Annotated in this window: 28 protein-coding genes; all 28 read right to left on the reverse strand. The window is 42.5% G+C overall.

Annotation, left to right across the window (positions count from 1 at the left end):
- On the reverse strand, positions 1 to 217 hold a 217-nt coding region (gene infA, locus GPK60_RS13265), incomplete at its 3' end, for a translation initiation factor IF-1 (RefSeq protein ID WP_022119137.1).
- Positions 195 to 485, reverse strand: a complete 291-nt coding sequence (locus tag GPK60_RS13270; RefSeq protein ID WP_022119138.1) for a KOW domain-containing RNA-binding protein — start codon at positions 483 to 485, stop codon at positions 195 to 197. The genes GPK60_RS13270 and infA, both read right to left, overlap by 23 nt.
- Before the next feature lie 9 nt (positions 486 to 494).
- Positions 495 to 1,253, reverse strand: coding sequence for a type I methionyl aminopeptidase (gene map, locus GPK60_RS13275; RefSeq protein ID WP_022119139.1), 759 nt, complete (start codon positions 1,251 to 1,253; stop codon positions 495 to 497).
- Positions 1,254 to 1,258: 5 nt separating this feature from the next.
- Positions 1,259 to 1,903: an adenylate kinase gene (locus GPK60_RS13280; protein ID WP_022119140.1), complete on the reverse strand. Its 645-nt coding sequence runs from the start codon at positions 1,901 to 1,903 to the stop codon at positions 1,259 to 1,261.
- Between the two features lie 133 nt (positions 1,904 to 2,036).
- A complete protein-coding gene (secY, locus tag GPK60_RS13285) occupies positions 2,037 to 3,353 on the reverse strand; it encodes a preprotein translocase subunit SecY (RefSeq protein ID WP_147632279.1) in 1,317 nt (438 codons plus the stop codon).
- Entirely contained in the window at positions 3,353 to 3,793 is a 441-nt protein-coding gene (gene rplO / locus GPK60_RS13290) for a 50S ribosomal protein L15 (protein ID WP_022119142.1), read from the reverse strand. Before rplO ends, secY begins: the two co-directional genes overlap by 1 nt.
- 21 nt (positions 3,794 to 3,814) lie before the next feature.
- Positions 3,815 to 3,997 carry a 50S ribosomal protein L30 gene (gene rpmD / locus GPK60_RS13295; RefSeq protein WP_022119143.1) on the reverse strand — a complete coding sequence of 61 codons (183 nt, stop codon included), beginning with the start codon at positions 3,995 to 3,997 and terminating at the stop codon, positions 3,815 to 3,817.
- Positions 3,998 to 4,011: 14 nt separating this feature from the next.
- A complete protein-coding gene (gene rpsE / locus GPK60_RS13300) occupies positions 4,012 to 4,521 on the reverse strand; it encodes a 30S ribosomal protein S5 (RefSeq protein WP_022119144.1) in 510 nt (169 codons plus the stop codon).
- A 17-nt stretch (positions 4,522 to 4,538) separates the two neighbouring features.
- Positions 4,539 to 4,907 (reverse strand): 50S ribosomal protein L18, encoded by a 369-nt coding sequence (gene rplR, locus GPK60_RS13305; protein ID WP_022119145.1) that lies wholly within the window; start codon positions 4,905 to 4,907, stop codon positions 4,539 to 4,541.
- 17 nt (positions 4,908 to 4,924) lie between these two features.
- Positions 4,925 to 5,464 carry a 50S ribosomal protein L6 gene (gene rplF, locus GPK60_RS13310; protein ID WP_022119146.1) on the reverse strand — a complete coding sequence of 180 codons (540 nt, stop codon included), beginning with the start codon at positions 5,462 to 5,464 and terminating at the stop codon, positions 4,925 to 4,927.
- Between the two features lie 205 nt (positions 5,465 to 5,669).
- The gene (gene rpsH / locus GPK60_RS13315; RefSeq protein WP_022119147.1) at positions 5,670 to 6,071 is read right to left on the reverse strand and encodes a 30S ribosomal protein S8; all 402 of its coding nucleotides are present in this window, start codon (positions 6,069 to 6,071) and stop codon (positions 5,670 to 5,672) included.
- Positions 6,072 to 6,251: 180 nt separating this feature from the next.
- Entirely contained in the window at positions 6,252 to 6,437 is a 186-nt protein-coding gene (locus GPK60_RS13320) for a type Z 30S ribosomal protein S14 (RefSeq protein WP_022119148.1), read from the reverse strand.
- A 16-nt stretch (positions 6,438 to 6,453) separates the two neighbouring features.
- The gene (rplE, locus tag GPK60_RS13325; RefSeq protein ID WP_022119149.1) at positions 6,454 to 6,993 is read right to left on the reverse strand and encodes a 50S ribosomal protein L5; all 540 of its coding nucleotides are present in this window, start codon (positions 6,991 to 6,993) and stop codon (positions 6,454 to 6,456) included.
- A gap of 22 nt (positions 6,994 to 7,015) precedes the next feature.
- Positions 7,016 to 7,327, reverse strand: coding sequence for a 50S ribosomal protein L24 (gene rplX / locus GPK60_RS13330; protein WP_022119150.1), 312 nt, complete (start codon positions 7,325 to 7,327; stop codon positions 7,016 to 7,018).
- An 11-nt stretch (positions 7,328 to 7,338) separates the two neighbouring features.
- Positions 7,339 to 7,707, reverse strand: coding sequence for a 50S ribosomal protein L14 (rplN, locus tag GPK60_RS13335; protein WP_022119151.1), 369 nt, complete (start codon positions 7,705 to 7,707; stop codon positions 7,339 to 7,341).
- A gap of 20 nt (positions 7,708 to 7,727) precedes the next feature.
- Positions 7,728 to 7,982 (reverse strand): 30S ribosomal protein S17, encoded by a 255-nt coding sequence (gene rpsQ, locus GPK60_RS13340; protein WP_022119152.1) that lies wholly within the window; start codon positions 7,980 to 7,982, stop codon positions 7,728 to 7,730.
- A gap of 40 nt (positions 7,983 to 8,022) precedes the next feature.
- The gene (gene rpmC, locus GPK60_RS13345) at positions 8,023 to 8,223 is read right to left on the reverse strand and encodes a 50S ribosomal protein L29 (RefSeq protein WP_022119153.1); all 201 of its coding nucleotides are present in this window, start codon (positions 8,221 to 8,223) and stop codon (positions 8,023 to 8,025) included.
- On the reverse strand, positions 8,213 to 8,650 hold the full coding sequence (rplP, locus tag GPK60_RS13350) for a 50S ribosomal protein L16 (RefSeq protein WP_022119154.1): 438 nt from the start codon (positions 8,648 to 8,650) through the stop codon (positions 8,213 to 8,215). Before rplP ends, rpmC begins: the two co-directional genes overlap by 11 nt.
- Positions 8,650 to 9,306 carry a 30S ribosomal protein S3 gene (rpsC, locus tag GPK60_RS13355; protein ID WP_022119155.1) on the reverse strand — a complete coding sequence of 219 codons (657 nt, stop codon included), beginning with the start codon at positions 9,304 to 9,306 and terminating at the stop codon, positions 8,650 to 8,652. The genes rplP and rpsC overlap by 1 nt, the downstream gene beginning before the upstream one ends.
- An 11-nt stretch (positions 9,307 to 9,317) precedes the next feature.
- Complete coding sequence (gene rplV / locus GPK60_RS13360) at positions 9,318 to 9,704, reverse strand: 50S ribosomal protein L22 (RefSeq protein ID WP_022119156.1); 387 nt, start codon at positions 9,702 to 9,704, stop codon at positions 9,318 to 9,320.
- Positions 9,705 to 9,738: 34 nt separating this feature from the next.
- The gene (gene rpsS, locus GPK60_RS13365) at positions 9,739 to 10,020 is read right to left on the reverse strand and encodes a 30S ribosomal protein S19 (RefSeq protein ID WP_022119157.1); all 282 of its coding nucleotides are present in this window, start codon (positions 10,018 to 10,020) and stop codon (positions 9,739 to 9,741) included.
- Positions 10,021 to 10,039: 19 nt separating this feature from the next.
- Complete coding sequence (gene rplB / locus GPK60_RS13370) at positions 10,040 to 10,888, reverse strand: 50S ribosomal protein L2 (RefSeq protein WP_173896026.1); 849 nt, start codon at positions 10,886 to 10,888, stop codon at positions 10,040 to 10,042.
- 68 nt (positions 10,889 to 10,956) lie between these two features.
- Entirely contained in the window at positions 10,957 to 11,256 is a 300-nt protein-coding gene (gene rplW / locus GPK60_RS13375) for a 50S ribosomal protein L23 (protein WP_022119159.1), read from the reverse strand.
- Positions 11,256 to 11,876 (reverse strand): 50S ribosomal protein L4, encoded by a 621-nt coding sequence (gene rplD, locus GPK60_RS13380; protein ID WP_022119160.1) that lies wholly within the window; start codon positions 11,874 to 11,876, stop codon positions 11,256 to 11,258. The genes rplW and rplD overlap by 1 nt, the downstream gene beginning before the upstream one ends.
- 26 nt (positions 11,877 to 11,902) lie before the next feature.
- Positions 11,903 to 12,538 carry a 50S ribosomal protein L3 gene (gene rplC, locus GPK60_RS13385; protein WP_147632276.1) on the reverse strand — a complete coding sequence of 212 codons (636 nt, stop codon included), beginning with the start codon at positions 12,536 to 12,538 and terminating at the stop codon, positions 11,903 to 11,905.
- Between the two features lie 130 nt (positions 12,539 to 12,668).
- Positions 12,669 to 12,989 carry a 30S ribosomal protein S10 gene (rpsJ, locus tag GPK60_RS13390; protein WP_022119162.1) on the reverse strand — a complete coding sequence of 107 codons (321 nt, stop codon included), beginning with the start codon at positions 12,987 to 12,989 and terminating at the stop codon, positions 12,669 to 12,671.
- A gap of 325 nt (positions 12,990 to 13,314) precedes the next feature.
- Positions 13,315 to 14,526, reverse strand: coding sequence for a hypothetical protein (locus GPK60_RS13395; protein WP_215660635.1), 1,212 nt, complete (start codon positions 14,524 to 14,526; stop codon positions 13,315 to 13,317).
- Between the two features lie 23 nt (positions 14,527 to 14,549).
- The coding region (locus GPK60_RS13400) for an Ig-like domain-containing protein (RefSeq protein WP_215660644.1) at positions 14,550 to 15,836 on the reverse strand (1,287 nt) is incomplete at its 5' end.

Genomic DNA, 15,836 nt, shown 5'->3' on the forward strand with positions numbered 1-15,836 from the left:
ATTTATCTCTCCAGATAATACGTCCTTTTGACAGGTCATACGGAGACATTTCTACTGTTACTTTGTCACCCGGAAGGATACGGATAAAGTTCATTCTCAGCTTACCGCTGATATGAGCCAGTACCACATGTTTGTTTTCCAGTTCTACACGGAACATTGCATTTGGCAGTTTCTCCAGTACTGTTCCTTCCACCTCAATTACATCTGCTTTCGACATCGTGAACCTCCTTCATTTTATAATCTTTCAGAATTGATCTGATTTTCTCATCTCTCAATGCTTCTCCATTCCAGTTTGCCAGTGCTTCCGGAATTTTATGAATAATCTGGATATGTTTCTTATTCTTTTTCTTTGGACTGTCAAACTTTCTCAGTCGCCCATCACAGAGGTAAACAAAATCTCCTTCTGTCCGGCAGACCAGATACAAAGTTTTCGCATCATGTCCGGCCTTTGAGCGGGCAAGCATCCCGCACATTATCTGTTCCATGATTTCTCCTTACTCTCTGTATAAGGTCAGGATTTCCGGCTCACCGTCGGTAATCAGGATCGTGTTCTCATAATGTGCTGAATACTGACCGTCTTCTGTTGCAACTGTCCAGTCATCGTCTTTCCAGTAGACATCTTTTCGTCCCATGTTGATCATTGGCTCTACTGCCAGTGTCATACCTGGAACCAGTTTGATTCCGCGTCTCTTCTGTCTGAAGTTTGGAATTTCCGGATCTTCATGCAGGCTGCGTCCGATTCCGTGTCCGCAAAGCTCTTCTACAACTCCGTAACCAAAGCTTTCTGCATAATCTCCGATTGCAGCTCCGATCTCATTTAAATGATGACCGGCTTTTGCGTATTTGATTCCTTCAAAGAAACTCTGTTTTGTCACATCCATCAGCTTCTGTGCTTCCGGTGATACCTTGCCGACTGCATGGGTTCTGGCTGCATCGGAATGAAATCCTTTGTAGATCAGACCTGCATCCAGACTTACGATATCGCCTTCCTGCAGAATACGATGTTTGCTTGGAATACCATGCACAACTTCATCGTTTACAGAAACGCAGATAGAAGCAGGATAGCCATTATAATGAAGAAAGTTTGGAATACCGCCAAGGCTTCTGATCAGTTTTTCGCCCAGTCGGTCAATATCCAAAGTAGAAATCCCCGGTCTGATTGCCTCTTCCAGTTCTTTATGAACAATGGAAAGTCTCCTGCAGGATTCTCTCATAAGTTCGATTTCGTGTGCAGATTTTATTGATACTGACATCTTTTTTACTCTCCTAACACCTTAACAATTGCCTGGAATACATCTTCCATATCAACTGTGCCGTCAACTTCACGCAGTGCTCCGGCCTTCTTATAGTAATCAATCAATGGCTGAGTCTGTTCATGGTATACATCCAGACGTTTCTTAACGGTTTCCGGTTTGTCATCATCACGCAGAATCAGTTTTTCGCCGCAGGAATCGCAGGTATCTTCCAGCTTCGGTGCGTTAAATACTACATGATAAGTAGCTCCGCAGCCAACGCATGCTCTTCTGCCGCCCATACGGTTAATGATGTTGTCATCCGGTACTTCAACGTTGATCGCATAGTCAATTTTGTCGTTCAGTTTCGCAAGTGCTGCATCCAGTGCTTCTGCCTGAGGAATGGTTCTCGGGAATCCGTCCAGTACATAACCTTTTGCACAGTCTGCCTGCTGAACTCTGTCCACTACTAGATCCACTACCAGTTCATCCGGAACAAGCAGTCCCTGATCCATATAAGTTTTCGCTTTCTTTCCAAGCTCTGTACCGTTTTTGATATTGGCACGGAAAATATCTCCTGTAGAGATATGCGGAATCTCATATTTTGCCGCGATCTTTTTTGCCTGTGTTCCTTTTCCTGCACCAGGTGCACCTAACATAATGATTTTCATAGTAAAATACCCCCATTTCGCTTTTTATGTAAATGCTGTTTTAAGCAACATTTTTAATTTTTCCCATAACGCAGTTTAGTGCGCAATCTCATCTGTCAAGATCTTAACGATCTGGCAGATGAGACGCACACTTTTATTCACTCAAGAATCCTCGATAATTGCGTACAAGCATCTGGGACTCAATCTGCTTTAATGTTTCAAGCACAACGCCAACGATAATGATGATGGATGTTCCTCCGAAAGATACGGAAGCTCCAAAAGCACCATTGAATACGATTGGGATCGTGCAGACGATCAGAAGTCCAATAGCTCCAATAAAGATAATGTAGTTCAGGATCTTCTCCAGATAATCCTGAGTCGGTTTACCCGGACGAATACCCGGGATAAATCCACCCTGTTTTTTCATATTGTCTGCTACTTCAATCGGGTTGAAGGTGATAGAAGTATAGAAATATGCGAAGAATACGATCATAACCGCATACAGGACAAATCCCAGTGTATAAACTGGATTTGACAGACTAAACCAGTTCTGCTGGCTTAATCCTTTCAAAATCTTGGATCCGATACCATTTCCGTTTCCTCTTCCCATGAATGCCGCAATGATAGATGGCATGGACATCAGAGAAGAAGCAAAGATAACAGGAATAACACCTGCTGTATTTACTTTCAGAGGAATGCTGGATGACTGACCGCCAACCATTTTTCTTCCCTGCATTTTCTTTGCGTACTGAACCGGAATATTTCTTGTTGCACCGTTCAGCAGGATAACCAGCACTACGGTAACAACGATAACTGCAAGAATAATCACAGCTGCAAGAGCACCTTTGGCAACCGTCTGCGGTTTTATAAATGTCTCATACAGTGTTGTGATGTCGCTCGGAACACGGGACAGAATGTTGATCATCAGGACGATAGAAATACCATTTCCAACGCCTTTTTCTGTAATTCTCTCACCAACCCACATCAGGAATGCGGAACCTGCAGTCAGAGATACAACAACTGTGATAACGTTCATGGCTGTCATATCCGGAATAAGTCCCTGACGGCCAAATCCGATAACCATGGCGATACTTTCCAGCAGAGCCAGACCTACGGTCACATAACGTGTGATAGCTGTCAGTTTTTTTCTTCCCTCTTCGCCATCCTTCTGCATCTCTTCCAGTTTCGGGATTGCGATCGTCAGAAGTTCAATAATGATGGATGACGTAATGTAAGGGGTAATATTTAATGCAAAAATTGACATCTCTTCAAAAGATCCACCGGTAAATGCATCAAAGAAGTTGAATGCATCTCCCACCTGCTGTGAGAACCAGTTTGCAAAGTAAGATCTGTCAACGCCAGGTATTGGCAGCTGGGAACCCAGCCTTACCACTACCAGCATTAAAAAGGTGTAAAAGATTTTTGAACGAATATCTTTTACCTTAAATGCATTACGCAATGTTTGAAACATTAGATCACCTCTGCTTTTCCACCGAGTGCTTCTATCTTAGCTTTTGCGCCTTCGCTGAAAGCGTTTACTTTAACAGTAAGCTTTTTGGTCAGTTCTCCGTTTCCTAAGATTTTAACGCCGTCTTTTGCGTCTTTGATCACACCGGCTTCAATCAGAGTTGCAATGGTAACTTCTGTATCATTGTCAAATCTCTCTAATGCACTTACGTTTACAGCTTCGATATCCTTGGAGTTTCTGTTAGTGAAACCTCTCTTCGGGATACGTCTGTACAGCGGCATCTGTCCACCTTCAAATCCTACTCTTGGTGCACCAGAACGTGCCTTCTGACCTTTGTGGCCTTTACCAGCTGTTTTTCCGTTTCCTGAACCATGTCCACGTCCACGACGGAAATTATCGTTATGTGTAGAACCTGCAGCAGGCTTTAAATTAGATAAATCCATTTCGACACCTCCTATATTGATTTACGCTTCTTCTACCTTTACCAGATGCTGAACCTGCTTTACCATACCCAGTGTTGCAGCATTGTTCGGCAGTTCAACTGTCTTGTTCAGTTTTCTAAGTCCCAGAGCCTCAACCGTTGCACGATGCTTCGGTTTTGCGGAAATCGGGGATTTTACTAAAGTAACTTTTAATGTATCTGCCATTTTTCAAATCCTCCTTATGCCAGAATTTCGTCAACAGATTTGCCGCGAAGTCTTGCTACTTCTTCCGGACTCTTCAGGCTCTTCAGAGCTTCCATTGTAGCCAGAACTACGTTCTGTTTGTTGTTAGATCCCAGAGATTTTGTACGGATGTTTTTGATACCAGCCATTTCCAGTACGTTACGTGCCGGACCACCGGCGATAACTCCGGTACCTTCCGGGGATCTCTTCAGCAGTACGGAAGCACCGCCGAATTTTCCTGTATAATCATGTGGAATACTTGCATTTTCATCCAGGTCAACTTTGATCAGTTTCTTTGCTGCATCTTCTTTTCCTTTGCGGATCGCTTCCGGAATTTCAGCTGCTTTACCCAGACCTGCTCCAACGTGTCCATTGCCGTCACCTACAACTACTAAAGCTGTGAAACGCATGTTACGTCCGCCCTTAACAACTTTTGTAACTCGTTTAATAGATACAACTTTTTCGTTCAGCTCTAACTGACTGGCATCGATAAGTGTATGTTTCATCGTTCTTCCTCCTTGTCCTAGAATTCAAGACCAGCTTCTCTAGCTGCATCTGCTAATGCTTTGACTTTACCCTGATAAATGAAGCCGCCTCTATCGAAGACAACAGTGGTGATGCCCTTCTCTAAAGCTTTCTTTGCAATTACTGTTCCAAGATATGCTGCAGCATCAACGTTATTGGTTTTTTCCAGCTCTGCCTTTACATCTTTCTGCAGTGTGCAGGCAGATACAAGAGTGTTTCCAACTGTATCGTCAATAATCTGAGCATACATATGATTATTACTTCTGAACACAGCCAGACGTGGTCTTTCAGCTGTACCACTGAAACGGTTACGCTGTCTTCTGTGCTTTTTCTCACGAATTTTTGTTCTTGATTCTTTGCTAACCATTTTCACACTCTCCTTAATTATTTCTTACCAGTCTTACCAACTTTACGTCTGATTACTTCATCAGCATACTTAATACCTTTACCCTTGTAAGGTTCCGGTGCTCTCTTTTCTCTGATTTCAGCTGCGTACTGGCCAACTTTTTCTTTGCTGATACCTTTAACAACAATCTTGTTTCCGTCAACTGTTGTCTCAAGTCCTTCCGGATCTTCCATCTCTACCGGATGAGAATATCCAAGGGACAGTACCAGTTTTTTACCCTGTTTCTGAGCTCTGTAACCAACACCGTTAACTTCCAGAACTTTTTCATAGCCTTCGCTTACACCAACTACCATGTTGTGGATCAGTGTTCTTGTCAGACCATGCAGGGATTTCATCTTCTTTAAATCGTTCGGTCTTGTAACAACTACGTGACCATCTTCGATCTTGATTTCCATTTCAACAGGTAACTCTCTTACCAGAGTTCCTTTTGCACCTTTAACTGTAACTTTATTGCCTTCTGCAATATCAACTGTTACACCAGCCGGGATAACTACCGGCATTCTTCCGATACGTGACATGTATCTTTCCTCCTTACTTAAATTTTCGGAAAGGACCCTGTGTCCTCTCTGTTTTCAGTAAATTACTGTTCTATCTATTCGAAATGAATCTTCCCTCAACTAAACTCGTACTGCACCTTGCGGTTTGTACTCGTTAAGGTTCGGGAAGGGCTTTCGCACTAACCTCAAACTACGCTGACGCTTGTTTTCGCTAAGTGCTCAATGCTTACCAAACGAATGCCAGAACTTCTCCACCTACCTGAAGTTTACGAGCTTCTTTGTCAGTGATAACGCCCTGGTTTGTAGACAGGATTGCAATACCCAGTCCGCCCAGTACTCTTGGCAGTTCATCCTTACCTGCGTATACACGAAGACCAGGTTTGGAGATTCTCTTGATACCTGTGATAACTTTTTCGTTTTTGTCAACACCATATTTCAGTTCAATATGGATTGTTTTGAAGATACCATCTTCTACCAGATCGTATTTTTTAATGTATCCTTCGTCTACCAGAATGTTTGCGATAGCAATTTTCATTTTGGAAGCCGGTACATCTACTGTGTCATGTTTAGCAGTGTTTGCGTTACGGATTCTTGTAAGCATATCTGCGATTGGATCGCTCATTGTCATGTAAGTTTCCTCCTCTTCTCAGACTTTACATGTATTTTTATACGGTACACACTGTCAGTATACCGCATCACCGCCGGAATAACAAGCACATTACATGCCTGAATTCCCTTTGCCGGTGAATCTTTTTGGTATATCCTACAGTTTATTGATTCCTGCGTAAGCTGCAGGGCATTATTTATCTTACCAGCTTGCTTTTTTAACGCCTGGGATCTCTCCCTTGTAAGCCAGTTCACGGAAGCAGATTCTGCAGATTCCGTATTTTCTTAAGTATGCGTGTGGACGACCACAAATTCTGCAACGGTTATATTCTCTTGTGGAGAATTTCTGTTTACGCTGCTGTTTGATTTTCATTGCTGTCTTAGCCATGAAATTTCCCTCCTAACTATTTTGCAAACGGCATGTTGAACTGAGTTAATAATTCGCGAGCTTCTTCATCTGTCTTGGCAGTTGTTACGAAAATAACATCCATACCTCTTACCTTATCGACCTTATCATACTCGATTTCAGGGAAAATTAACTGTTCTTTGATACCCAGAGCATAGTTACCTCTGCCGTCAAATGCATTAGGATTTACACCTCTGAAGTCACGTACTCGTGGCAGTGACAGGTTGATGAGGCGGTCTACGAACTCATACATTTTTTCGCCGCGCAGTGTTACTTTGCATCCGATTGGCATGCCTTCACGGATTTTAAAGTTAGCAACGGAGTTTTTAGCTCTTGTCAGAACTGCTTTCTGACCAGTAATGGTTTCCATATCTTTTACAGCTGCTTCCAGAAGTTTAGCGTTTTCTTTTGCTTCGCCAACACCCATGTTGATAACAACTTTGTCAAGCTTCGGAACTTCCATGATGTTCTTGTATCCGAATTTTTTCATTAATGCGTCTACGATCTCGTTCTGGTATTTCTCTTTCAGTCTACTCAACTTTTGCGACCTCCTCTCTCAATTAATCAATTACGTCGCCAGTTTTCTTGGCAAAACGAACTTTTTTGTCTCCGTCCATCTTGAATCCGATTCTTGTCGGCTGACCTTTGTGCAGGTACATTACGTTTGAAACTGCGATATAAGCTTCTGTTTCAACGATTCCGCCCTGCTGGTTAGCTGCTGACGGTTTTGTGTGCTTTGTAACCATGTTTACACCTTCAACCAGAACTCTGTGGTTCTTTGTGTCAACTGCGATTACTTTGCCTTCTTTATCTTTATCTTTACCGGCGATTACTTTAACGGTATCACCTTTTTTAATTTTATAAGCTGACATCTGGTACCTCCTTATAATACTTCCGGAGCCAGTGAAACAATTTTCATAAACTGTTTTTCACGAAGCTCTCTGGCTACTGGTCCAAAAATACGGGTTCCTCTTGGAGTTTTGTCATCTTTAATAATAACTGCAGCGTTCTCATCGAATCTGATGTAGGAACCATCCTTACGGCGTGTTTCTCTAACTGTACGAACAACTACTGCTTTTACAACATCACCTTTTTTAACAACACCGCCTGGTGTTGCATCTTTAACCGTAGCTACGATTACATCACCAATGCTTGCATATCTTCTGGTAGATCCGCCCATAACTCTGATACACAGAATCTCTTTTGCACCAGTGTTATCAGCCACCTTCAGTCTACTTTCCTGCTGGATCATGCTGATATACCTCCTATATACTATTTCACTTTTTCGACGATTTCAACAAGTCTCCATCTCTTGTCCTTGGACAGCGGTCTTGTTTCCATAACCTTTACTGTATCACCAATGCTGCACTCGTTGTTTTCATCATGTGCTTTTAATTTATATGTGTCTTTCACGATCTTTTTGTAAAGCGGATGTTTTACATGCTCTTCGATAGCAACTACGATTGTTTTATCCATCTTATTGCTTACGACCTTGCCGACACGAGTTTTTCTAAGATTTCTTTCCATCTTTAACCATTGCTCCTTTCTAGCAGAATGTTACCGTTGATTATTCAGCTTTCTCTGTAATAACGGACTGGATTCTTGCAATGTTTCTGCGAACTTCTTTGATTCTGCTTGTATTGTCCAACTGATTTGTTGCGTTCTGGAATCTCAGGTTGAAGAGTTCCTTTTTAGCAGCTACTAATTCTTCATTCAATTCTGCAGCTGATTTCGTTCTTAAATCTTCTACATACTTATTAATTTTCACTGTTATCACCGCCTTCTAAATCTGCCTTGGCAACGATCTTACATCTGCAAGGTAATTTATGCATAGCAAGACGTAATGCTTCACGAGCAACTTCTTCCGGAACTCCTGCAAGTTCAAACATTACACGGCCCGGTTTAACTACTGCTACCCAGTATTCCAGAGTTCCTTTACCGGAACCCATACGGGTTTCAGCTGGTTTTGCAGTTACAGGTTTGTCTGGGAAAATTTTGATCCAAACTTTACCACCACGTTTGATGTAACGAGTCATAGCAACACGGGCTGCCTCGATCTGGTTGGATCTGATCCAGCATGGATCTAAAGCGACAAGACCATATTCACCATTTGTAATTTTATTTCCTCTAAGCGCTTTACCAGCCATGGAGCCACGGAACTGTTTACGACGCTTTACTCTTTTTGGCATTAACATTATTTATCGCTCCCTTCCTTATTGCCTTTCGTTGGAAGAACTTCGCCTTTGTAGATCCAAACTTTAACGCCAAGTTTGCCGTAAGTTGTATCTGCTTCAGCAAATCCATAGTCAATATCTGCTCTCAATGTCTGCAGTGGAATAGTACCTTCGCTGTAGAACTCTGTACGAGCCATATCAGCTCCGCCAAGACGGCCGGATACGGAAGTCTTGATACCCTTTGCTCCTGCTTTCATAGAACGTCCCATTGTAGATTTCATAGCACGTCTGAAGGAAACACGGTTTTCAAGCTGCAGAGCGATGTTCTCAGCTACCAGCTGTGCGTCTCTGTCCGGTCTCTTAACTTCTTTGATATCGATAATCAGCTTCTTAGAAGTGAGTTTCTGAGCTTCTGCTTTTACTTTTTCGATTTCAGAGCCGCCTTTACCGATAACAACACCCGGTTTAGCAGTGTAAATGATAACTTTTACTCTGTCAGAAGCTCTCTCGATTTCGATTTTTGCAACTCCTGCGCTGTACAGTTTTTTCTTGAGGTATGTTCTGATCTTATGATCTTCTACCAGATAATCAGCGAAGTCAGCTTCAGCATACCATTTAGAATTCCAGTCTTTAATAACACCGACTCTCAGGCCGTGTGGATTAACTTTCTGTCCCATGCTTTACCTCCCTATTTCTCATTAAGCACGATGGTGATGTGGCTCATTCTCTTTTCGATTCTGTAAGCTCTGCCCTGTGCTCTTGGTCTGATTCTCTTCATTGTAGGTCCTTTATTTGCGTAACATTCCTCAACATAAAGGTTTTCAACACTCATACCGTTGTTGTTTTCAGCGTTTGCAATTGCTGATTTTAATAATTTTGCAATCAGCTCAGATGCATATCTTGGATTGTAAGTTACAATACCAAGTGCTGTCTGAACATCTTTGCCTCTAATAGCATCCAATACGAAGCATGCTTTCTGAACAGAGACTCTGGCGTAAGATAACTTAGCTGACGGTCTTGTGTCCTTCTGAGCATTTCTTTCTCTCTTTATCTGGGATCTATGTCCTTTAGCCATAGATATAACCTCCTTTTCGACTGATTATCCGATTCTAGCGAACGCCAGATTTTTTCTCGTCCTTACCATGTCCTCTGTAGGTTCTGGTTGCTACGAACTCTCCGAGTTTGTGTCCAACCATATCCTCTGTAACATATACAGGAACATGTTTTCTTCCGTCATGAACAGCAATTGTATGTCCTACGAACTGTGGAAAGATTGTAGAACGGCGTGACCAGGTTTTGATAACCTGTTTGCTGCCTGCTGCGTTCATGGCATCTACCTTTTTCAGTAAGCTTGCATCAGCAAATGGTCCTTTTTTCAGTGAACGTGCCATGGATTCAACCTCCTATATCCTATTTATTATTCAGCGCTTTTCCGTCTCTTCTTCTTACGATCAGCTTGTTAGACTGTTTGTTTTTCTTTCTTGTCTTCAAGCCAAGTGCAGGTTTGCCCCAAGGTGTGCATGGACCTGGACGACCGATACCGGTCTTACCTTCTCCACCTCCGTGTGGATGGTCATTCGGGTTCATTACGGAACCACGAACAGTAGGTCTGATACCCATGTGACGTTTTCTTCCGGCTTTACCGATGTTGATCAGGTTGTGTTCTCCGTTTCCAACTACACCGATGGTTGCACGGCAGTTGATCGGAACCATTCTCATTTCACCTGAAGGCAGACGCAGTGTTGCGTATTTTCCTTCTTTAGCCATAACCTGTGCGCCGTTTCCTGCGGAACGAACCAGCTGTCCGCCTTTTCCAGGATACAGTTCGATGTTGTGTACCATAGTACCAACCGGGATAGCAGACAGAGGCAGGCAGTTACCTGGTCTTACTTCTGCTTCAGCACCACTCATAACTTTCATGCCGACTTTCAGTCCGGCCGGTGCCAGGATGTATGCTTTTTCACCGTCTGCGTAGCAGATCAGTGCGATATTAGCTGTTCTGTTCGGATCGTATTCGATACCGATAACTTTTGCTGCGATTCCATCTTTCTTTCTCTTGAAATCTACCAGTCTGTATTTTCTTCTATTTCCGCCTCCGCGGTGTCTTACTGTGATCTTACCCTGATTATTACGTCCGGAGTTTTTGCTCAGAGATACTACCAAGCTTTTCTCAGGAGCCGTTTTTGTAATTTCAGAGAAATCAGATCCAGTCATCTGTCTTCTGGAAGGTGTATATGGGTTATATGTTTTAATTCCCATTGTTGTTTCTCCTTTCAACTATTTATTGTCACGCTTAGCCTGCGTATATCGTTTGATTAAGTCAGATCTTAGAGTCCCTGGAAGATTTCGATATCTTTGCTGTCCTCTGTCAGAGCAACGATTGCCTTTTTGCTCTTAGCTGTTTTTCCGACTGTCATACCACGTCTTCTCTTCTTGCCGTCGATGTTCATGGTATTTACGCTTTTTACTTTTGTTCCTTCGAACATTTTTTCTACAGCTTCTTTAATCTGAGTTTTTGTTGCTTCCGGATGAACAAAAAAGGTGTATTTTTTGTCGCCCATAGCGTTCATGCTTTTTTCTGTGATAACCGGCTTTAAGATCACATCATAGTACTGTACATTTGCCATTATGCGTACACCTCCTCGATTGTTTCTACAGCTGCTTTTGTAACTACAACGGTGTTGTGTTTCAGCAGATCAAATACGTTGATGGTATTTGTCAGAGCTGTCTCAACACCTTCGATATTTCTTGCAGACAGAACTACGTTCTGGTCGTTGTCATTCAGGATAACCAGTGCTTTGTCAGCTTTCAGGTTTGCCAGAACATTTTTCATAGCTTTTGTCTTGATCTCGTCAAACTTCAGTTCATCAACAACGATGAATTTGTTTTCCTGAACTTTAGAAGTCAGAACAGATTTCAGAGCTGCTCTTTTTTCTTTTTTGTTCAGTCTGATTGTGTAATCACGTGGCACCGGAGCGAATACCATTCCGCCGCCTGTCCACTGCGGAGCTCTTGTTGAACCCTGTCTTGCATGACCGGTTCCTTTCTGTCTCCAAGGTTTTCTTCCGCCACCGGATACTTCAGAACGGGTTTTTGCTTTCTGTGTACCCTGACGTTTGTTTGCAAGCTGACTTACAACTGCCAGATGCACAAGGTGCTCATTTACTTTCGCACCGAAAATGGCATCGTTGAGCTCCATAGTGCCAACTTCATTGCCTTCCATATTAAAAACAGATACGTTTGCCATCTGTGTGTTCCTCCTTTCGAAAATGCTTACTTACCAGATTTTACAGTCTCTTTAATTGTCACTAAAGATTTTTTAGGTCCTGGTACTGCACCTTTAACCAAGAGAAGATTGTTCTCAACGTCAACTTTTACGATTTCCAGGTTCTGGATGGTGATTCTCTTATTTCCCATCTGTCCAGGCATTCCTTTTCCTTTGAATACACGGCTCGGATCGGAGCAGGCACCGTTTGAACCCTGATGACGATGGAATTTAGAACCATGAGCCATCGGTCCTCTGTGCTGACCATGTCTCTTGATCGCACCCTGGAATCCCTTACCTTTGGAAATTGCAGTAGCATCAATCTTATCACCAGCTGCAAAGATGTCAGCTTTGATCTCGTCTGCTACTTTGTAATCCTCAGCATTCTCAAATTTGAACTCTCTTACGAATCTCTTGCAGGATACACCAGCTTTGCTGAACTGACCTTTCATTGGTTTGTTTACAAGACTTTCTCTCTTGTCGCCAAAACCAACCTGTACTGCACTGTAACCGTCGTTTTCTACTGTTTTGATCTGTGTTACTACACAAGGACCTGCCTGCAGAACGGTTACCGGAGTAAGCACTCCGTCTTCATTGAAGATTTGAGTCATTCCGACTTTTGTTGCTAAAATCGCTTTCTTCATTGATTTACCTCCTGTTTTTCTACAGCGGATTACACTGTGTTGTGCAATCATCCTAGTCAAACAATCGATATAAGTGGAACTTGCGTTACTTCTATATCAACCCTTTAGGATAATTTACGGAACAAATTCATTATTTGTTTTTCATTTTGATATCGATGTAAACACCAGCCGGCATTTCCAGTCTGGAGAGTGCATCAACTGTTTTCTGAGTCGGTGCTACGATATCAATCAGTCTTTTATGAGTTCTCTGCTCAAACTGTTCTCTGGAATCTTTGTATTTGTGTACGGCTCTCAGAATTGTCACTACTTCTTTCTTTGTTGGCAGTGGCACCGGTCCGCTCACCCTAGATCCGTTCTTTTTTACAGTTTCGATGATTTTTTTTGCAGATGCATCAACCAGCTGATGGTCATATGCTTTTAATGTGATTCTCATTACTTGACTTGTTGCCATAATAAAAAAGTCGCCTCCTTTTCGCACTTTGTTTCAGTACGACAAGCGGTGACTGTACACTATGCCGTGTGTGTCTCAAATCTCACACGGTGTTTCCGGCTTACCCGGACGTTCTCTATATTGTACAGTGACTTGTCGCCAGTTTTATAACTTGACATTCGCTCCACGGAAAACCTGCGATTTGAGTCCGCAGCAACCTCACGCTTCAACGCTATCAATGTCACAACACTGGCTATTATAATAAAAAGCCCTTGTAAATGCAAGAGCTTTTTTACTGTTTTTGTTGTTTTTTTTTAAGTACAATCCGTGTTTCCACTCATAATCTTTACATCATCTGCTGAAGCAGTGCCTTGCTCTGTTCAAATGTATAGATATTCTGATAAATGTCCTCCGCCTGATCCTGATCAAAAAGTTCTTTCAGGTTCTGCTCATACTGTTCTTCTGACACATCCTCACCATTCCAGTAATAACGGTAAATCAGTTCACCGTTTTCATCCGTTTGCTGATCTTCTGTTTCCCCATAACTGCCTTTGGCAACTGTAGCGAACTTTCCGTTTTCAATCTTATAAATCTCGTCATAATATCCACCCATATGTCCACCGGTTGTATGCAGCAGATTGCTGCCAGGGATTGTATAGGCCGCTCCATGTGACAGGTAAACCTTGTCCGTCGTGCCGCCATCCGTTGTAAATACTTCTCCGCCTGCATAACCATATCCATAATCCAGCCAGAGCTCCGGCTGCCCGTCGTCGTTGATATCCAGAAACCGTACTTCTGTCATGTCTGTTGGTGCATCCTGCGAAAAGATTTCATTTAAATAGGAAGAAGTCCATCCATTTTCTGCCCGCGTCGGAAGAATCGGTGCAGCCCCGTAGATTCTTTCTGTCTTTGACGGATCCACATGAAACTTCTCCTGCTCAATACTTTCTTCTTTGGGATAAATGATAAGCGGTGTTGAATTTCCATCCGCATCATAATCATAATCCAGCACAAATTCCCCCGTCTCATCATTGTAGTTATCTGCAATTGTCAGGGAACCCGGCATCGTTGTTTTGATATTACCATCCGCATCATACAGATACAGAAACGTATATTCATTGCCCGTATAGGAATCCTGTTCTCCGTTTCCATTGTCATAATAATCAACGGAATGAAGCGTAGTGCTGCATAATAAACCGTTATCATAATAAGCATAACTGTCGTAGTAGATCAGTTTGCCATCCGCATCATAATAATTGATTCGTGAAATCTGCTGATCCGTCTGCTGCGTCTGTATTTCAGATTGCTGCAACTGAGATTCTGTTTCTGCTGCTGTCTCAGCCGAAGATTCGGATTCTGATGCTTTACTTTCTGTGCTTTTTGTGTTTTCTGTACTTTCTGTACTATCTGGTGCTTTTGTTTCTTCAGAAATTGTGGTTGGTTCCTGCGGATCGGATGATGTTATGCCCGTTTCCTGTGCGGAGGAAGCACCACAGCCAGAAAGAAGCAGCACTCCTGCTGTTACAGCTAACATCTGATATAACTTTCTGTTTTTCATAAGCATTTCCATTTCCTTTACACCTATTTCACTTTTACAGTGCAAACTGCTTTCTTCTTGCCGGAAATCACCGTAATCTTTACTTTTCCTTTTTTCTTTGCTTTGATCTTTCCTGTTTTGCTAACTGTCGCAATTTTCTTATTGGAAGTCTTGTAAGTAATCTTATCCTGGCTGTCTGCCGGAGTTAACGTAACTTTCAATCTGAAACTTTTGCCTTTTTTCAAAGTCAGTTTCCTGCGGTTCAGTTTGATTTTTCGCGTGGTTTTCTGGCTTGTCTGTGGATTCTGATCCGGATTTGTCTCTGAAGAATCTGTCGGCGAAAAATTTGTCTTTGGTATGGCCTCATAAACTATTTTTCCGCATACACTGCAAGTTTTGCTCTTCAGTCCTTTTCTTTTATTTGTCGGCTCTTTGACAACTTTATATGCTCCATAACTGTGTCCTGTTGCATTTACCTTCTTTGTATTTGTATTTCCGCAGATCGTGCAGGTAAATGTTTTTTCGCCTCGCTCTGTACAGGTCGGTTCTGTTGTGATCACTCCTCCATCCCAGTTATGGTTCTTTGTTTTTGCAATCGTCTGACCGGAGAAAATTTTCACTCCGCAATCCGCACAATAAGTATCTCCACTATATCCTGCTTCCTTGCAGGTAGGATTCTTCTGATTGCGGATTTCCATATGCTGATGGTCCGTTGTGCTCACTTTTTCCGTTTTTGTATTGCCGCAGATACTGCAGGTAAATGTTTTTTCACCTTCCTCTTTACAGGTTGGTTCTTTTGTAATCTCTCCCTGATTCCAGCTATGATCCTCTGTTTTTGCAATCGCCTGACCGGATAAGATCTTCTTTCCACAATCTTTGCACCAGGTATCTCCGCTGTAGCCTTCTTCTTTACAGGTAGCTTCTTTTTTATTGCAGATTTCCGTATGTTGATGACCTGTTGCACTTACTTTTTCTGTTTTTTCATCACCGCAGATACTGCAGGTGAATGTTTTTTCGCCTTCTTCTGTGCAGGTTGCTTTTGTTGTGACTTTTCCGGCATCCCAGCTATGATTTTCTGTTTTTGCAATCGTCTGACCGGATAAGATTTTCTTTCCACAATCTTTGCACCAGGTATCTCCGCTGTAGCCTGTTTCCTTGCAGGTAGCTTCTTTTTTATTGCGGATTTCCGTATGCTGATGACCTGTTGCACTTACTTTTTCTGTTTTTTCATCACCGCAGATACTGCAGGTAAATGTTTTTTCGCCTTCTTCTGTGCAGGTTGCTTTTGTTGTGACTTTTCCGGCATCCCAGCTATGATTTTCTGTTTTTGC

This window comes from Ruminococcus sp. MCC718 (genome assembly GCF_018783905.1).
GTDB classification, from domain to species: domain Bacteria; phylum Bacillota; class Clostridia; order Lachnospirales; family Lachnospiraceae; genus Hominisplanchenecus; species Hominisplanchenecus faecis.